The sequence below is a fragment of the Stutzerimonas sp. Brlt_14 genome (assembly GCF_051948915.1).
Classification (GTDB): domain Bacteria; phylum Pseudomonadota; class Gammaproteobacteria; order Pseudomonadales; family Pseudomonadaceae; genus Stutzerimonas; species Stutzerimonas stutzeri.
Window position 1 is genome coordinate 634,745 of record NZ_JAYJLM010000002.1, and the last position, 17,085, is coordinate 651,829.

15 protein-coding genes are annotated in these 17,085 nt (G+C 65.1%); 14 read left to right on the plus strand and 1 reads right to left on the minus strand.

Translation table 11 applies throughout. The annotated features are described in order from the left end of the window. Positions 1 to 8 precede the first annotated feature (8 nt). The 14 genes from VF716_RS06790 to rimO all read left to right on the plus strand — a co-directional run bounded on the left by VF716_RS06790 (position 9) and on the right by rimO (position 15,295). Positions 9 to 2,219: a polysaccharide biosynthesis tyrosine autokinase gene (locus tag VF716_RS06790; protein WP_440552327.1), complete on the plus strand. Its 2,211-nt coding sequence runs from the start codon at positions 9 to 11 to the stop codon at positions 2,217 to 2,219. A gap of 22 nt (positions 2,220 to 2,241) precedes the next feature. Continuing rightward, positions 2,242 to 2,985, plus strand: a complete 744-nt coding sequence (locus VF716_RS06795) for a WbqC family protein (protein WP_440552329.1) — start codon at positions 2,242 to 2,244, stop codon at positions 2,983 to 2,985. Positions 2,986 to 3,040: 55 nt separating this feature from the next. After that, complete coding sequence (gene rfaH / locus VF716_RS06800; protein WP_003285530.1) at positions 3,041 to 3,550, plus strand: transcription/translation regulatory transformer protein RfaH; 510 nt, start codon at positions 3,041 to 3,043, stop codon at positions 3,548 to 3,550. 62 nt (positions 3,551 to 3,612) lie between these two features. Continuing rightward, positions 3,613 to 4,923 carry a glycosyltransferase family 4 protein gene (locus VF716_RS06805; RefSeq protein ID WP_440552331.1) on the plus strand — a complete coding sequence of 437 codons (1,311 nt, stop codon included), beginning with the start codon at positions 3,613 to 3,615 and terminating at the stop codon, positions 4,921 to 4,923. Continuing rightward, positions 4,817 to 6,115, plus strand: a complete 1,299-nt coding sequence (locus VF716_RS06810; RefSeq protein ID WP_440552333.1) for a hypothetical protein — start codon at positions 4,817 to 4,819, stop codon at positions 6,113 to 6,115. The genes VF716_RS06805 and VF716_RS06810 overlap by 107 nt, the downstream gene beginning before the upstream one ends. A 25-nt stretch (positions 6,116 to 6,140) precedes the next feature. Beyond that, positions 6,141 to 7,448 carry a hypothetical protein gene (locus VF716_RS06815; protein ID WP_172883657.1) on the plus strand — a complete coding sequence of 436 codons (1,308 nt, stop codon included), beginning with the start codon at positions 6,141 to 6,143 and terminating at the stop codon, positions 7,446 to 7,448. Positions 7,449 to 7,626: 178 nt separating this feature from the next. Then, complete coding sequence (locus VF716_RS06820) at positions 7,627 to 8,733, plus strand: glycosyltransferase family 4 protein (protein WP_440552335.1); 1,107 nt, start codon at positions 7,627 to 7,629, stop codon at positions 8,731 to 8,733. A 55-nt stretch (positions 8,734 to 8,788) separates the two neighbouring features. Then, complete coding sequence (locus tag VF716_RS06825; protein WP_079328711.1) at positions 8,789 to 9,835, plus strand: acyltransferase; 1,047 nt, start codon at positions 8,789 to 8,791, stop codon at positions 9,833 to 9,835. 59 nt (positions 9,836 to 9,894) lie between these two features. Beyond that, positions 9,895 to 11,097: a glycosyltransferase family 4 protein gene (locus VF716_RS06830; RefSeq protein ID WP_125872602.1), complete on the plus strand. Its 1,203-nt coding sequence runs from the start codon at positions 9,895 to 9,897 to the stop codon at positions 11,095 to 11,097. A 45-nt stretch (positions 11,098 to 11,142) separates the two neighbouring features. Beyond that, positions 11,143 to 11,478, plus strand: coding sequence for a hypothetical protein (locus VF716_RS06835; RefSeq protein WP_125872601.1), 336 nt, complete (start codon positions 11,143 to 11,145; stop codon positions 11,476 to 11,478). A gap of 40 nt (positions 11,479 to 11,518) precedes the next feature. Continuing rightward, the gene (locus tag VF716_RS06840) at positions 11,519 to 11,713 is read left to right on the plus strand and encodes a hypothetical protein (protein ID WP_013982496.1); all 195 of its coding nucleotides are present in this window, start codon (positions 11,519 to 11,521) and stop codon (positions 11,711 to 11,713) included. Positions 11,714 to 11,724: 11 nt separating this feature from the next. Continuing rightward, positions 11,725 to 12,798, plus strand: coding sequence for a glycosyltransferase (locus VF716_RS06845; RefSeq protein WP_125872600.1), 1,074 nt, complete (start codon positions 11,725 to 11,727; stop codon positions 12,796 to 12,798). A 21-nt stretch (positions 12,799 to 12,819) separates the two neighbouring features. Next, positions 12,820 to 13,887 carry an acyltransferase family protein gene (locus VF716_RS06850; RefSeq protein ID WP_440552338.1) on the plus strand — a complete coding sequence of 356 codons (1,068 nt, stop codon included), beginning with the start codon at positions 12,820 to 12,822 and terminating at the stop codon, positions 13,885 to 13,887. An 85-nt stretch (positions 13,888 to 13,972) separates the two neighbouring features. Continuing rightward, positions 13,973 to 15,295 (plus strand): 30S ribosomal protein S12 methylthiotransferase RimO, encoded by a 1,323-nt coding sequence (rimO, locus tag VF716_RS06855; RefSeq protein WP_013982493.1) that lies wholly within the window; start codon positions 13,973 to 13,975, stop codon positions 15,293 to 15,295. 107 nt (positions 15,296 to 15,402) lie between these two features. Here rimO and betA read toward each other — a convergent pair whose 3' ends face one another. Then, entirely contained in the window at positions 15,403 to 17,076 is a 1,674-nt protein-coding gene (betA, locus tag VF716_RS06860) for a choline dehydrogenase (RefSeq protein WP_423567378.1), read from the minus strand. Positions 17,077 to 17,085: the final 9 nt, after the last annotated feature.

A 17,085-nucleotide genomic window follows, 5' to 3' on the forward strand; every position in this document is an offset into this window, starting at 1 on the left:
GATTCCCAATGACTGCCTTGACCCGCTCTTCGCTGGAATATGACGCGGACAACCGCATCGACCTCGCCGGAATAATGCGCACCGCCTACGATCACAAGGCGCTGATCATCACCATTACCGGCTTTTTCGCTGCACTGGGCGTGCTCTATGCCCTGATCGCCACGCCGATCTACCAGGCGACCGCGATGATCCAGATCGAACCGAAAAAAGCCGCGATCACCGGCGTGCCGGAAATATCGGCCCGGCCGGATTCGGTGTCCCAGGCGGTCACTGAAATCTCCCTGCTCAAATCCCGCGCAGTGCTCGGCAAGGCTGTCGAGGAACTCAAGCTCTACATCGTCGCCAAGCCGCGGCAGTTTCCGCTGATCGGCGGCTACATGGCCCGTCAGCATGACCCGGCAACCGACGGCGCGCTGGCCAAGCCCCTGTTCGGGCTGACCGCCTTTGCCTGGGGCGGCGAGAAGCTCGACGTCTTCCAGCTCGACGTACCCGAGGCCTATCTGGGCATGGACCTCACCCTGGTAGCCGGCACGGCCGGTAACTACAGCCTGTATGACGACGAGGAGCAGCTGATCCTCCGCGGCCAGGTCAACCAGGCCGTGGAAACCCAGGGCTTCAAGGTGCAGATCGCCGAACTCGAGGCTCGTCCGGGCACCGAGTTCAGGCTGGTCAGAAATCGCCCGCAGACCACTGCGCTGGACTACCAGGATCGCCTGAAGGTCGGCGAGGCCGGCAAGGATTCGGGGATCATCTACATGTCGCTGGAAGATCCCGACCCGCAGCTGGCCAGCCGCGTGCTGGACGAAATCAGCCGTCTGTACGTCAGCCAGAACATCCAACGCAGCTCCGCCGAGGCGGCCCAGCGCCTGGACTTCCTGCGCTCTCAACTACCTCAGGTACGCAAGGAGCTGGAGAAGGCCGAAGCCGCGCTGAATGCCTACCAGACCAGCTCCAAGTCGGTGGATATCAGCATCGAGACCAAGGGCGTGCTGGACCAGATCGTCGCGCTGGAAACGCAGATATCCGAACTGTCGCTCAAGCGCGTGGAGTACGACCGCCTCTATACCCGCGAGCACCCGACCTATCGCACGCTGATCACCCAGATGAACGAGCTGCAGGCGCAAAAGGCACAGCTGCTGAAGAAGGTCGACGCCCTCCCCATGACGCAGCAGGAGTTGCTACGCCTCCAACGTGACATGGAAGTCACGACCCAGACCTACACGCTGCTGATGAACCAGGCACAGGAGCAAGACATCCTGCGCGCCGGCACCATCGGCAACGTGCGCATCATCGACAACGCCTACTCGATGATCGAGAAGCCGTCGAAACCGGTCAAACCGCTGGTGGTGGCCATCGCGATCTTCGTCGGCCTGCTCGTCTCGGCGGCAGTCATCCTGCTGCGCCAGGCCTTCTACCGCGGTGTGGAAAGCCCGGACGTGATCGAGAAGCTTGGCGTGCCGGTCTATGCCGGCCTGCCCTACAGTGCTTCGCAGGATCAGCTGAACCGCAGCCGCAAGAGCCGCGACGGCAAAACCCGGCTGCTCAGCCTCACCGAGCCGACCGACCTGGCCGTCGAATCGCTGCGCAGCCTGCGTACCAGCCTCAAGTTCGCCATGCTCGAGGCGCGCAACAAAGTGCTGATGATCACCAGCCCGACCCCTTCGGTTGGCAAGTCGTTCGTGTCCAGCAACCTTGCTGCGGTGATCGCGCAGACCGGCCAGCGCGTGCTGCTGATCGATGCCGACATGCGCCGCGGCTACCTGCACACGCTGTTCGGCATGGCGCCGCGTCACGGGCTGTCGGATGCACTGGCCAGTGGCCTGAACCTGGCGGAGATCACCAACCGCACCGAGCAGAAGAACCTGCACTTCATCTCCGCCGGGTTCTCCGCGCCGAATCCGTCCGAACTGCTGATGCACGACAACTTCTCCCGCCTGCTGCGTGAAGCGGAAAAGCTCTACGACTTCATCATCATCGATACGCCGCCGGTGCTCGCGGTGACCGACGCCGTACTGGTCGCCCAGCAGTCGGGCACCAACCTGTTGGTGGCCCGCTTCGGCCTCAGCACCAGCTCGCAGATCGATGCATCCAAGCGGCGGCTCGCGCAGAACGGCGTGCTGCTCAAGGGCGTGATCCTCAATGCCGTGAAGCGCAAGGCCTCGACCTCGCCGTACGACAGTGGCGCCTACGGCTATTACACCTACACCCAGCAAGCCTGATCGCCAGACAAGGAGGTGCACCGTGCTCAGAACCGTCTCGATGATGCAGCCCTACCTATTTCCCTACCTGGGCTATTTTCAGTTGATCGCACTCAGCAACGTGTTCGTGCTGGGTGACGACCTGCAATTCGTCAGGGGCTCCTGGATGAACCGCAACCGGATTCTCGTCAATGGCCAACCCAAGCTCATCAGCTTCCCGCTGAAGAAGGGCCACCAGACCGAGCGCATCAACGAGCGCTGGCTCTGCGACGACTTCGACAAGGAAGCCGCGGGGCTGATGCTGACCCTCGAGCGTTGCTACGCCAAGGCACCCCAGCGCGACGCGGTGCTGCCGCTGATCCGCGGCATCCTGCAGTGCCCGGAACGCAATCTGGCGCTGTTCACCGAAAACTCGCTGCGCTGCCTCTGCGCCTACCTGAACATCCGCACGCTGATCTACCGCGGCTCCAGCCTCGGCTTGCCGGCGAAGATGGACATGCAGGACCGCGTCATCCAGATCACCCATCGCATGGACGGCGAGCTCTACCTCAACCCCATCGGCGGCATGGAGCTGTACTGCCCTGCCCGCTTCCGCGCCGACGGCCTGCTGCTGCGCTTCCTGCGCATGGATGAGGTCACCTACGCGCAGCTCAAGCATCCGTTCGTGCCGTCGCTGTCGATCATCGACGTGCTGATGTTCAACAGCCGCGAAGAGATCAAGGAATTGCTGCAGCGCTTCAGCGTGGTCGAGGGACAGGAAAAAAGGGCAACGCTGACACTGGCGTGACGACATTCCGCCTGCCATCGGGATTCGGGCAGGCCAATCAGGGAAGGACATCCCCATGACACCGAGCAATACCGCACGCTGGTACCTGATACAGACCAAGCCACGCCAGGAAGCCCGCGCCGAGGAGCACCTGCAGCGCCAGCACTTCGAGTGCTACCGCCCGCTCAAGGCGCCTGCGCCCTTGCGCGGCTCACAGGGGACCAAGTCCGGCGAGGCGCTGTTTCCGGGCTACCTGTTCATCCGCCTCGATTGCATTCACGACAACTGGTACCCGATTCGCTCCACTCGGGGCGTCAGCCGCGTAGTTAGCTTCGGCGGCCAGCCAACGCCGGTACGCGACGAGCTGATCGAACAGTTGCGACAGCGCCTGGCCCAGCCGCAGACCATGGCGGCGGCGACGTTCTCACCCGGCGAACGGGTCCAGGTCAGCGGGGGCAGCTTCAGCGACATCGAAGCGATCTTCGTCAGCAGCGACGGCGAAGAACGCTCCGTCATCCTGCTCAACCTGCTGCAGCGTGAGCAGAAGGTCCGGGTACCCACCCGTTATCTCCAGTCCTACTCCTGAGCCAGGCGAGTGCCCGTAGGGCCATGCGAGCAGCCTGACAGGTTCAATCAGCGAGCCAACCGATGAAGATCCTATTTCTCAATGCGTTCTATGCACCGCACATCGGCGGAGGCGCAGAAGTCATTCTCCGCCATCTGGCCGAGGGGCTGCAGCGCCGCGGTTGCGAGGTAGCCGTGCTGGCCACCGGCCCGGACGCCGGCTTGAACATGCAGATTCAGGACGGCGTGCGGGTCTATCGCGCCAATCTGGCGAACAGCTACTGGCATTACACCCAGCAGCGCCCAAGCCGCCTCGCCCGCCTCGGCTGGCACTACCGCGACCGCTACAACGCCGACATGCGCCTGCACGTACGCGACGTGATCGAGCGCGAGCAGCCGGAGATCGTCGTCAGCAACAACCTCACCGGCTGGTCGATTTCCGCCTGGGACGAAATCACCGCCGCGGGTCTGCCGATCGTCCAGGTACTGCACGACCTGTACCTGCTCTGCCCAAAGGACACGATGTTCAATCGCGGCAAGTGCTGCCAGCGCCAGTGCGGCCTGTGCTCGGTGTTCCGCCTCGGCCACGCCGGTGCGTCGGCGCAAGTTGCCACCGTGGTCGGTGTCAGCCGCTTCGTGCTCGAACGAGTCGCCACGCAAGGCTACTTCAGCCACGCCCGCCGCCATGTAGTGCACAACTGCACGCCAGCCAATCCCGGCCAGGGCAGCAAGCCGAAGCAGCGCAGCAACCATCCGCTGCGTTTCGGCTATATCGGCACGCTCTCCGAGAACAAGGGCGTCGGCTGGCTGATCGAGCAGTTCCAGCGGCTGGACATCGACGCCCGGCTGGATATCGCCGGGCGCGGCAAGCTGGATTACGAGGCCAAGCTGAAGGCCATGGCCGATCCGAAGAAGGTCAGTTTTCTCGGCTACTGCGACAGCGACGAGTTCATGCAGAGCATCGACGTGCTGGTGGTGCCGTCGCTGTGGGACGAGCCGTTCGGCCTGGTGGCCGTCGAAGGCTGCGCCAACAACCTGCCGGTGATCGCCAGCAACATGGGCGGCCTGCCGGAGATCATCCGCGACGAGTACAACGGCCTGCTCTGCTCGCCCGACGATCCTGATTCGCTCGGCATCGCCATGCTCTGGCTCTACATCGACGGCGGGTTGCGCCAGCGCCTCGCCGGCCAGGCACGAGCCAGCGTGCTGTCGCTGCTGGATATGGAACGCATGCTGGACCAGTACCAGTCCATCCTGCACGAGACACTTCAGGGAACGAGAATTCACCATGAACCAGAGCCTGCTGATCACCCCACGGCGACGCGACTCGAACCCGTTGGCCTTCGACAAGCCGACATTGTTGACGCTGGTCGTCGCCTCGCTGCTGCTGACTGAAACCTTCTCCGGTGCCCTGCGCTACTACTTCGACATGGCCGGGATCTCCTGGCTGCTGTACCTGCCGAAGGTCGCCTGCCTGGCAGCGCTGAGCCTGGAGCTGCTGCGCTACCGCGGCTGGCCGCTGTTCTGGCTGGTGATGCTGGGGCTGGTGACATCCAGCCAGCTGGCGCTGATGCACGGGGCGGAGCTGCATAACATCGGTTTCAGCCTGTTCATCTACATTCCGCTGCTGTTCGGCCTGATCTGCGGCCGGCATCTGGAGCTGCGGCTCGGGCTGTTGCGACGGGTCATCGGCTTCTGCCTGATCGCCTCGTTCGTCGGCATCGCCCTCGACCTGACGACCAGCGTGCCGTGGAAGGGCTACAGCTACATGGTCGGCGAGGTGGAACTGAGCGCCAACCGCTCCTGGGCATTCGACGACATCGACCGCATCGGCGGTTTCGCCCGCATGTCCACCGCGCTGTCGGTGATGATCGCGGTCTACAGCCTGTTCATCGCCGCATTCATCCGCTCGCGGCTGCTGCGGCTGCTGCTTTACGTCGCGGCCCTGATCGGCATCGTGCTGACCACCAACAAGTCCACCGCGGCGGCCTATGTACTGACGCTGCTGATGCTGATCTTCACGGCCTATCGCTTCGCCAGCGCCGCGGTCTTCCTCATCGCCGTGCTGGTCGGCCTGATGCTGCCAGCGATCAGCCTGGTGTTGAGCCTGGACCCGAATGCGGCCAACAACGGCACGCTGCTCGCCTCGTTCGCCGACCGGCTGATCAACAGCTGGCCGAACTTCATCGGCGTCATGCTCCGCGAGGGCTGGGGCTGGTGGGGCGCGGGCTTCGGTGCGGTGGGCAGTGCCGGTCACGCCTATCCGGTGCCAGGCCTGGAGCTGCTGGTCATTGCCGATAACACCGCGCTGTACCTGTGGGGGATGCTCGGCGTGTTCGGCGTGTTGCTCTACCTGCTCTGCTTTCCTCTGATGCTGCGCCTGCACGAGCGCGGGCCAAGGCTGCGCGACGCACTGCTGCCGATCGTCTTCTGCCTGTGCCTGGTGGCCTGGGCCACGGACGTACTGGAGGTGACCACCGCCACGCTCTTCCTCGGCCTGGCCATTTCCCACGTGCTGACGCCAGCCCGGGCGTCGGCCCGCGGTCTCGCCCCGCAACGGCTGCCGGAACTGCGACACCTGACCTGAGCATCAACCATCACGGATGATCCACATGACGATTCGCTCTACCCTGCTCCACGCTTTGCTGCTCGGGGGGCTGCTCGGTGCATCCCTACAGAGCGCCGCACAGACCACCGAGGAACCCTTCGTCGTCGGTGTCTGCGCCCACGAGCTGCACCGCGGTGATCCCAGCGGCCGCGCCTACGCCATGATGCGCGATGCCGGCATCACCTCCGTGCGCACCGATGCCCACTGGGCCTATGTCGAGCGCCAGCCGAACCAGCTGAAGATCGAGCCGTCCTGGCACCGCTACCTCAAGGAAACCGCCCGTCACGGCCTGAGCACCCAGTTCATCCTCGGCTATGGCAACCAGCACCACGGCGGCGGCGAAAAACCCCGCACCGAGCCGGTCCGGGCGGCGTTCAACCGCTACGTCAATCACCTCAGCGAGGCTTTCAAGGGTCAGGTGGCCTATTACGAGATCTGGAACGAATGGGACGTGGAGGACCCGCGCGACCCCAGGTTCACCCAGGACTACGCCCGCCTGATCGCCGATGCGGCCGGTATCGTTCGCCAGCGCGACCCCGCCGCCAAGGTCCTGGCCGGCGCGGTGACCACCCAGGGCATCGAGTCGGGATTCGCCCTGCGTCTGCTGGAGAACGGGCTGATGCAATCGGTGGACGGCCTGTCATTGCATCCCTACGTGCATTGCCGCGGCTGGCGACGCAACACCCCGGAAGCCTGGATCGACTGGATGGCCGAGGTGGACAAGGAGCTGACCCGCGCCGCGGGACGGCCCGTGCCGCTCTACCTCACCGAGATGGCCTGGCCGTCGCATCAGGGTGCCTGCGGCATCGACGAGAACCTGCAGGCGGCCTACCTGGCACGGGCGTTCTTCCTCGCCAGGACGTTGCCGAGCATCCGCGGCATGTGGTGGTACGACTTCCGCAACGACGGTACCGACAGAACCGAGCGCGAGCACAACTTCGGCCTGGTCCGCCAGGACTTCACGCCGAAGCCGGCCTACCGCGTGCTCACCGCCGTCAGCGATATCGTCGCCAACTACCGCTTCATCGGCCGCGACGAGAACAGCGACGGTGACGTGGTGGCGCTGCGTTTCGCCCGTGGTGAAGACGAACTGCTGGTGGCCTGGAGCGCCGGCAAGCCGCGCAACCTGGAGCTCGAAGCGCTCGACCCGCAACCCGGCCGGGTGGCGTTGATCGATACGGCGCAACCACAGCACGGCCGTGTCACCAGCAACGCCCGCTGGGAATGCACGGGCAGGGGCGGTCGTTGCCGCACAACGCTCAAGCTCGATGGCTTTCCCAAGATCGTCAGCCTGCGCGCCGTGCAGGACTAGCGCCCCACTGCTTTGCGCGCAACCGGCCGCCGCGCCGGCCTTGCGCTCGGCCGCCGGCCGATAGAACCGGGCCAGGTCCACTGGCCCGCTGCCAATCACAACGCAACGCACCCGCTGCGTCACAGTCATCGCGCGAGCGCTGCCGGCCCGCGCGATCGCCCTTTGCAAGGAGAGACCCATGATCGTCATCAACGCTCGCTTCCTGACCCAGGAAACCCGCGGCGTGCAACGTTTCGCCGAACAGGTCTGCCTGGAGTTAGGCGCCATGCGCAAGGACCTCACCTTTGTCGCGCCTCAGGACACGCCCGTGAACGGCAGCGCCGAACGGCTGCAGGTACGCCGCATCGGACGCAACCGCGGTCACCTGTGGGAACAGCTGGATCTGCCGCTGTGGCTGGCACGCAACGGGCGACCGCCGCTGGTATCGCTGTGCAACACCGCCCCGCTGATCTACAGCAACCAGATCGCGACCCATCACGACATCACCTACGTGCGCCATCCGGAAAGCTATTCGCGCACCTTTCGCGGTTTCTACAAGGGGCTCACACCGCTGCTGCTCAAGCGCATCAAGGCGCTGATCACGGTCAGCGATTTCTCCCGCAAGGAGATCGCCCGCTACTACGGTTATCCCAGCGAGAACATCTGCGTAGTGCCCAATGCCGTGTCGGCGAAGTTCCGCCCACCCGCCCCCGGAAACCAGCCACCAGCTGGCAGGCCCTATCTGCTCGCCGTGTCGTCGCCCAATGCGCACAAGAACTTCGCTCGCATGGTCGCCGCCTTCCTCAGCCTGGAAGGCTTCGACGAGGTGGAGCTGCACATCGTCGGCGACTCCCACTCGGTGTTCTCCGGCAACGACTACCGGCTGGAAGGCAATCCCCGGGTACGCGTGCTCGGCCGCCTCGACGACGAGCAGCTGGTGCGCGAATACCAGGGCGCCACCGCGTTCGTCTTTCCGTCGCTCTACGAAGGCTTCGGCATACCGCCGCTGGAGGCGCAGGCCTGTGGCTGCCCGGTGATCGCGGCGCGGGCCGCGTCGATTCCCGAAGTGCTCGGCGAAAGCGTCCTGTATTTCGAGCCATTGAACATCGAGGACATCGCCCGCTGCATGCGCCACGTGCTGCAGGACGCCGGCCTGCGCGAAGACCTGCGCACCCTCGGGCTGGCCAACGTCGAGCGCTACTCCTGGAAGCGCTCCGCGCAGACGGTTTCCCAGCTGATCGACGAGACGCTGATGGGCAGAAGCAAGCCACCGACCTTCATCGCCTGGTCGTCGGACCGCCCCTAGCAGCGCCGAGCCTATGCCCGGCCCGTACATTTCCATCCGTCAAACGAGGCAGACCATGGAACGGTTGGTGCACATCGACGCGCTGCGAGGCGGCGCATCCATCCTTCTGATTGTTCATGTCGTAGCGCTGCCGCTGCTGACAGAGCCCGGTTCCTCGCCGGCCATCGACCTCTGGCTGGTGGCCACGCTGTGGCTGCTGTTCGGCTGCGGCTTTCTGGTACCGGCCGCCTTGCATGCAGGTGGCAATGACGGACGCGGCTTCGCCATCCGGCGCCTGCTGCGCCTGCTGCCGGTGTATCTGCTGGCGGTCCTCCTGACTGCGGTGCTGCTACCAAGCTTGCCGGCCTGGCTGCCCGGCGTGACGAGCCGCTACCCAGGCATGGCATTCGAGGCCGTGAGCGCCTACGGCGCCCTGCCGCCCCTTCTGCTGTTCTACGGGCTGTGCCTGCTGCTGCATGCGCTCGGCCTGCTGCACAGCGTGAGCCTGCGGGCCGGCTGCGCCCTGGTGCTGCTCGCGGCCGCACTGCTGCTGGCCCTGACCCAGCAGCTGATCGACAGGACGCTGCCGGTCACCCTGCCGCTGGTGTTGTCGCTGATGTTCTTCGCCTCGTTGCGCTACGAGGTGCAGCACGAGGCCAGCAGCTACGCCCGCCGGCGCGCCCGTGAATATGCGCGCTACACGCTGCGGGTTTACCTGCTGGTGCTGCCGGTGATTTTCGTTGCCGGCTGGGCGCGGGACGGCTCGGCACAGCAGGCCGCCTGGCCGGGACAGTTGCTCGGCTACGCCGTGGCCGTCGCCCTGTTCCTGCTGTTCACCGGTCGCCTGCGCCTGCGGGCGCCATTGCTCATCTGGTTCGGCAGCCTCAGTTGCTCGCTCTACCTGCTGCTGCCGGCGATGCAGCGCCCGGGCCAGCTGTTGACGCAGACGCTGGGCCTGAACGGTCCGCTGGCGGCCAGTGCCGGCGCGGTATTTGGCCTGGCGCTGGCGATCACAGCCGCCCTGCTCTGCCGCCGCCTGCTCGAGCACCCGCTGACGCGCGCCGGCAATCGGCTCACCGGACAGCGCGGCGTACTGCCCCTGGGCCGTCTGCACAGCCGCTGACCAACGCTTTCCGTATCGCGGCCTGGCCGCTCATTCGTTTCGACCAAGGATGTCATCCCATGAAAGTTGCCATCGTTCACGATTGGCTGGTGACCTACGCCGGCGCCGAGCGCGTGCTGGCCGGTTTGTGCGCGGTCTGGCCGGAGGCCGACCTGTTCGCCGTCATCGACTTCCTCTCCGATGAAGACCGCGCCCATCTGGGCGGCAAGCGCGCTACCACGACCTTCATCCAGCAGCTGCCGAAGGCGCGGACGCACTACCAGAAGTATCTGCCGCTGATGCCGCTGGCCATCGAGCAGCTGGACATGTCCTCCTACGACCTGATCATTTCCAGCAGCCACGCGGTGGCCAAGGGCGTACTGACCGGCCCCAACCAGTTGCATATCAGCTATGTGCATTCGCCGATCCGCTATGCCTGGGACCTGCAGCACCAGTACCTGCACGAGGCCAGCCTGGAGCGTGGCATCAAGGCCAAGCTCGCGCGCATGCTGCTGCACTACATGCGCATGTGGGACCAGCGCACGGCCAGCGGCGTCGACGAGTTCATCGCCAACTCGCACTTCATCGGCCGGCGCATCAACAAGAGCTACCGGCGCCAGTCCACGGTGATCTACCCACCGGTAGACACGCGCCAGTTCACGCTCCACGAGGCCAAGGAGGACTTCTATCTGACCGCCTCGCGCATGGTGCCGTACAAGAAGATTCCGCTGATCGTCGAGGCCTTCGCCGCGATGCCGGACAAGCGCTTGATCGTCATCGGCACCGGTCCTGAGATGGACAAGGCACGCGAAGTCGCAGGGCCCAACGTGACCTTGCTCGGCTATCAGAGCTTCGAGGTACTGCTGCACCACATGCAGCGCGCCAAGGGCTTTGTCTTCGCCGCCGAGGAAGACTTCGGTATCGCCCCGATCGAGGCTCAGGCCTGCGGCACGCCGGTGATCGCCTATGGCCGCGGCGGGGTGCTGGAAACCGTGCGCGGGCTCGACCAGCCGGAGCCGACCGGCGTGTTTTACCCGGAGCAGACGACCGACTCGATCATTGCCGCCATCGCGGAATTCGAAGCGAATCGCGCACGCATCACCCCTGCCAACTGCCGCAGCAACTCGGAACGTTTCTCCGGCGAGCGCTTCGAGCAGGAAATCCGCGCCTTCGTCGAGGCCCGCGTGCGCGAGGCCCGCTTCGAAGGCCAGGACCTTAGCTCCGCAGCGCAGCCCAGCACCCCGCTCTACCCAGCCGCGGTGGTGCCGATCAAGCAAGCCTGAACGACCTACCCAGCCATTCATCTACGCATTTACGAGGTTTCAAGGATGAACACGGTAAAGCAGTGGATGAGGGCCACCCGCGCCCTCGGTTTCGCACTCGTGCTGGTGGTCGATCCGGCCAGGGTGATCGTCGAGTCGCTGAGCGCCGACGCGGGCATACCGGACGTTCAGGGCAGCACCTCGCCGTCCTGCGACAATGCCCGCAGCCCGAGCCCGATCGCCTACAGCGAGTCATCCAACGATTCAGCGCTGCCCTGCGCCACCACCAGCGGCAGCCAGGGCACCAGTCAGTCGCCTGGCCATCCGGGCCATCGCGTCGTCGAGCCAGCCTCCGGCTCGTTCTGGTATGCCCCGACGGACAGCAGACGTTATTCATTCTGACCATGGGCGTCGCAGCGCCCGGCCACTCAGGAGCCTCAGCATGAGCACAGAAGGAACCGCCAGATCTCCGCTGATTCTGGCCGATGGCTACTCCTACACCGAACTCATTCCCGTGCCGGACAGCCCTTCCGGCTTCATCCGCATCTTCCACGCCTTCTTCAGCCCGCAGGAAGAAACACCCGAGCCCGAGGTGGAGGCGTACCACACGCCGCTTGCCACACCGGAACAGAGCTGAGGACCGTCACCATGCACAACCAGGCTCGCATTCAACCGTGCCGCCAACAGACGCCGGCTCTGGCCGACATGGCCTGCGACATGCCGGTCAAGCGCCAGACGACCATCGTCACGGTCACCTACGGCGATCGCCTCATCTACCTGCGTCGCCTGATCGAACAGGCCTTTGCCTTCGAGCAGATTACCCGCGTGGTGGTGGTCAGCAACGCCTCCCGCGCACCGCTCGAACAGCTCACCAGCCGCTGGCCCGGCCAGGTGCGCATCATCCCGCTGGAGCAGAACACCGGCTCGGCCAACGGCTATGCGGTAGGCCTGCAGGCCGCGCTCGAAGAAAGCGCCGAATACCTGTGGATGATGGATGACGACAACGCGCCCACCGCGTCCGCCGTGCGCCTGTTGCATGAGGAACTGGCGCGGCTGGGCGATGAGGTGGGCCTGCAGAATGCCGCGGTGCTGGGCTTCCGCCCCAGCCAGCAGGAGGATATCGCTCGCGGCGTGCCGCGGCGCTTCGCCATCCAGCCGCGCTCCAGCTATTTCGGCTTCCATGTCGCGCAACTGCCCTACAAGCTCTGGCGGCGCCTGCCCTGGGGCCGGCCCAAAGGAACGCCGCCGCGCGCCATCGACTTGCCGTTCGCCCCCTACGGCGGCATGCTCGCGCATCGCAGCCTGTACCAGGCGATCGGTCTGCCGTTGCGCGAACTGGTGCTCTACGCCGACGACACCGAGTACACCCGCCGCATCACCGCCATGGGTGGCCGTCTGCGGCTGGTCACCGATGCGCTGATCGACGAGCTGGAGCTGTCGTGGAACATCAAGGCGCACACCCGCAACATCTACGAGGCCTTCCTGCTCGGCGATTCGGACTTCCGTGCCTACTACACGGCCCGCAACCAGGCCTGGTTCGACACCCATGTGTGGGCGGCCTCGCCCTGGCTGTACCGCCTGAACCGTCTGATCTTCCTCGGCCTGCTGCGTCATGTCGCGCGGCGCCAGCAGGTGCCGGAACGACTGCGGCTGATCGAACAGGCGATCCGTGACGGCGAAAGCCGCACGCTGGGGATGAGCCAGACATTCCCACTGCGTTGAACACGCCCACAGGAGGTTCCAATGTCCGCGCCCACCCCGCCGAACCGAGACAACAACTTCGATTTCCTGCGTTTCTTCGCCGCCGCGATGGTGGTGTTCGGTCACAGCTACGGCCTCGCCGGGCAGGCGCACCGAGAGCCGTTGCGCCTGTTCAGTGGCAGCTACGACTCGGCGGACATCGCCGTGCACGTATTCTTCGTCATGAGCGGCTTCCTGATCGCCGCCTCCTGGCTGAACAGCCGCAGCGTGCTGGACTTCGCCGCCAAGCGGGCGCTGCGCATCATGCCGGCGCTGATCGTTTCGGTGCTGTTCGTCGTGCTCGTGATCGGGCCGCTGGCCACACGCCTGCCGCTGGGCGAGTACTTCAGTGCACCCGGCACCTTCGCCTACCTGAGTAACGCCGCGCTGATCACCGAGTTCCGCCTGCCCGGCGTGTTCGCCAGCAATCCCTTCCCGGACACGGTCAACGGCTCGCTGTGGACGCTGCCCTACGAGGTGCTGATGTACGCCACTGTGGTAACGCTTGGCCTGCTCAAGGCATTCGGTCGCAACATGGCGCTGATCAGCCTGCTGCTGATGGTCGTCACGCATTTCTGGCTGATCCCACTCTACGAGGTGCAGAGCGACCTGCTGTACAAGGCCACCCGACTGGGAGCGTTCTTCTATGCCGGAGTGGCCTTCTACCTGTATCGCCAGCGAATCCTGTGGAGCTGGAAGCTCGCCACGCTGATGGTGGTCGCCAACCTGATCTTCGTGCGCAGCGACCAGTGGGAGTTCGTCCACGTGCTGACGCTCCCCTACCTCACGCTCTACCTCGCCCAGCTACGCATCCCGCGCCTGGCCGGGTTCGGCAAGGCCGGCGACTTCTCCTACGGCCTGTACATCTTCGCCTTTCCGATCCAGCAGCTGATCATGCACTGGAGCGATGGTCGGCTACCGCTGCTGCCGTTCATGGCCTTGAGTTTCATCACCAGCCTGGCCGCAGCCGTGCTGTGCTGGCATCTGATCGAAGCGCCGGCGCTCAGGCTCAAGCGCTATCTGCCGCAGCCACCCGCACAGACCGCCGGCGTCGCTGCAACGTCCCGCTGAACGGCACGTTCGGCATGGCTAAAAAATGCTCAGCTCTGTATACTCGCGCGCCTTTTTCATGCGCGGTTTTCGAGGTTCAAAGTCGATGAGCAAAACGCCAACAGTCGGGTTCGTGAGCTTGGGTTGCCCCAAGGCAACGGTCGACTCTGAACGCATCCTCACTCAGCTGCGCATGGAGGGCTACCAGATCGTGCCGTCCTATGAGGATGCCGATGTGGTGGTGGTCAATACCTGCGGTTTCATCGACAGCGCCAAGGCGGAATCGCTGGATGCCATCGGCGAGGCGATCGCCGAGAACGGCAAGGTGATCGTCACCGGCTGCATGGGCGTGGACGAGAACAACATCCGCGGCGTGCATCCCAGCGTGCTCGCGGTCACCGGCCCGCAGCAGTACGAGCAGGTGGTCAACGCGGTGCACGAAGTGGTGCCGCCGAGCATCGAACACGATCCCTTCGTCGATCTGGTGCCGCCGCAGGGCATCAAGCTCACCCCGCGCCACTACGCCTATCTGAAGATTTCCGAAGGCTGCAACCACAGCTGCAGCTTCTGCATCATCCCGTCCATGCGCGGCAAGCTGGTCAGCCGCCCAGTGGGCGATGTGCTCAGCGAAGCCGAGCGCCTGGTCAAGGCCGGCGTGAAGGAAGTCCTGGTGATCAGCCAGGACACCAGCGCCTATGGCGTCGACCTCAAGTACAAGCTGGACTTCTGGAACGGCCAGCCGGTCAAGACGCGCATGCTCGAGCTGTGCGAGGAGCTGGGCAAGATGGGCGTCTGGGTGCGCCTGCACTACGTCTACCCCTACCCCAACGTCGACGACGTGATCCCGCTGATGGCCGCCGGCAAGATCCTGCCGTACCTGGACATCCCCTTCCAGCATGCCAGCCCGAAGGTGCTCAAGGCGATGAAGCGCCCGGCGTTCGAGGACAAGACTCTGGCGCGCATCAAGAAATGGCGCGAGATCTGCCCCGAGCTGACCATTCGCTCGACCTTCATCGTCGGCTTCCCCGGTGAGACCGAAGAAGATTTCCAGTACCTGCTCGACTGGCTGACCGAAGCCCAGCTCGACCGCGTCGGCTGCTTCCAGTATTCGCCGGTTGACGGCGCGCCGGCCGAGGCCATGGACCTGGAGCCGGTACCGGACGAGATCAAGCAGGATCGCTGGGACCGCTTCATGGCGCACCAGCAGGCCATCAGTGCCGCGCGCCTGCAGCTTAAGGTCGGCAAGGAACTGGATGTACTGATCGATGAAGTGGACGAGGACGGCGCCATCGGCCGTTCCTGGGCCGATGCCCCGGAGATCGACGGCATGGTCTACGTTGACAGCGAACAACCGCTGCAGCCGGGCGACAAGGTGCGCGTGCGCGTCACCAATGCCGACGAGTACGACCTCTGGGCCGAAGTGATCTGAACTGCTCCGCTACAGAAAAACGCCCCGCACTAGCGGGGCGTTTTCATTTCTGCGCAACCAGTCCTCGGCAGCCTACGGCGAAGCCTTCTCCACAGACTGCAGATCCGTCAACGCTGCGGTGGTTGCCGCACCGGTGCGCCGTTGGCGACGTAGTAGCTCGCCGTGCTGCGCGGCAGCGGGCTGCGCCCACGGATGCGGTCGGCGATCTTCTCGGCCAGCATGATAGTGGTGGCGTTGAGGTTGCCGGTGATGATCTGCGGCATGATCGAGGCATCCACCACGCGCAACCCGTCCACTCCATGCACACGGCCCTGCCCGTCGACCACGGCCATGTCGTCGGTGCCCATCTTGCAGGAGCAGGACGGGTGATAGGCCGTCTCCGCGTGCTCGCGGACGAAGGCGTCCAGCTCGGCGTCGCTCTGCGCCTCCACGCCCGGATTCAACTCGCGACCGCGGTAGGGATCGAGCGCCGGCTGCGCGATGATCTCGCGGGTGATGCGGATGGCATCGCGAAACTCGCGCCAGTCCTGCTCGTGGGCCATGTAGTTGAACAGGATACTGGGGTCGACCCGCGGATCGGTGGAGCGAATCTCGATGCGGCCGCGACTGGGTGAACGCATCGAGCCGACGTGGGCCTGGAAGCTGTGGCCGTCATGGGCGTTGCTGCCGTTGTAGCTGACCGCCACCGGCAGGAAGTGGAACTGGATGTTCGGCCATTCGAACTCGTCGCTGCTGCGGATGAAGCCGCCGGCCTCGAACTGGTTGCTGGCACCGATGCCGCTGCCGAGGAATAGCCACTCGGCGCCGATCGCCGGCTGGTTCCACCACTTGAGCGCCGGGTACAGCGACACCGGCTTCAGGCACTCGAACTGCAGGTACATCTCCAGGTGGTCCTGCAGGTTCTGGCCGACGCCGGGCAGCTCCTGCACCAGCGTGACGCCGAGCTTCTTCAGCAACGCGCCAGGGCCGACCCCCGAACGCTGCAGGATCTGCGGCGAGGCGATGGCGCCGCCGCACAGCAGCACTTCGCGGCGCGCGCGCGCAACGTGGGGCTGCTCGCGGCCGCGCAGATAACGAACGCCGACGGCACGCTTGCCCTCGAACAGCACGCGGTCGGTGACGGCATGGGTATGGATGGTCAGGTTCGGCCGCTCCTTGGCCTGGTCCAGATAACCGCGCGCCGTGCTCGCGCGCCGGCCCTGGGGCGTGACGGTGCGATCCATCGGGCCGAAGCCTTCCTGCTGGTAGCCATTGAGGTCATCGGTACGCGGATAGCCAGCCTGCACGCCCGCTTCCACCATGGCATGGAACAGCTCGTTGTTGTCGGCCTTGGGCGTGGTCACGCTGACCGGGCCGTCGCCGCCGTGGTAGTCGTTGGGGCCGATGTCGCGCGACTCGGCCTTGCGGAAGTACGGCAGGCAGTCGAGGTAGGTCCAGTCCTCCAGCCCCGGTGCCTTGGCCCAGTTGTCGTAGTCCAGGGCGTTGCCGCGGATGTAGCACATGCCGTTGATCAGCGAAGAACCGCCCAGGCCCTTGCCGCGACCGCAGTCCATGCGGCGATTGTTCATGTGCGGCTCGGGATCGGTCTTATAGGCCCAGTTGTAGCGCGTGCCCTGCAGCGGATACGCCAGCGCCGCAGGCATCTGGGTGCGGAAATCCAGCCGGTAGTCCGGGCCGCCGGCTTCCAGCAGCAGCACGCTGACGTCGGCGTCCTCGGTCAGGCGCGCGGCGAGCACGTTACCCGCCGAGCCGGCGCCGATGATGATGTAGTCATATTCCATGGTTCAAAC

Coding starts and splice junctions, on each gene's coding strand:
- VF716_RS06790 (WP_440552327.1), top strand. CDS start 9: ATGACTGCCTTGACCCGCTCTTCGCTGGAATATGACGCGGACAACCGC.
- rfaH (WP_003285530.1), top strand. CDS start 3,041: ATGACACCGAGCAATACCGCACGCTGGTACCTGATACAGACCAAGCCA.
- VF716_RS06805 (WP_440552331.1), top strand. CDS start 3,613: ATGAAGATCCTATTTCTCAATGCGTTCTATGCACCGCACATCGGCGGA.
- VF716_RS06810 (WP_440552333.1), top strand. CDS start 4,817: ATGAACCAGAGCCTGCTGATCACCCCACGGCGACGCGACTCGAACCCG.
- VF716_RS06815 (WP_172883657.1), top strand. CDS start 6,141: ATGACGATTCGCTCTACCCTGCTCCACGCTTTGCTGCTCGGGGGGCTG.
- VF716_RS06820 (WP_440552335.1), top strand. CDS start 7,627: ATGATCGTCATCAACGCTCGCTTCCTGACCCAGGAAACCCGCGGCGTG.
- VF716_RS06825 (WP_079328711.1), top strand. CDS start 8,789: ATGGAACGGTTGGTGCACATCGACGCGCTGCGAGGCGGCGCATCCATC.
- VF716_RS06830 (WP_125872602.1), top strand. CDS start 9,895: ATGAAAGTTGCCATCGTTCACGATTGGCTGGTGACCTACGCCGGCGCC.
- VF716_RS06835 (WP_125872601.1), top strand. CDS start 11,143: ATGAACACGGTAAAGCAGTGGATGAGGGCCACCCGCGCCCTCGGTTTC.
- VF716_RS06840 (WP_013982496.1), top strand. CDS start 11,519: ATGAGCACAGAAGGAACCGCCAGATCTCCGCTGATTCTGGCCGATGGC.
- VF716_RS06845 (WP_125872600.1), top strand. CDS start 11,725: ATGCACAACCAGGCTCGCATTCAACCGTGCCGCCAACAGACGCCGGCT.
- VF716_RS06850 (WP_440552338.1), top strand. CDS start 12,820: ATGTCCGCGCCCACCCCGCCGAACCGAGACAACAACTTCGATTTCCTG.
- rimO (WP_013982493.1), top strand. CDS start 13,973: ATGAGCAAAACGCCAACAGTCGGGTTCGTGAGCTTGGGTTGCCCCAAG.
- betA (WP_423567378.1), bottom strand. CDS start 17,076: ATGGAATATGACTACATCATCATCGGCGCCGGCTCGGCGGGTAACGTG.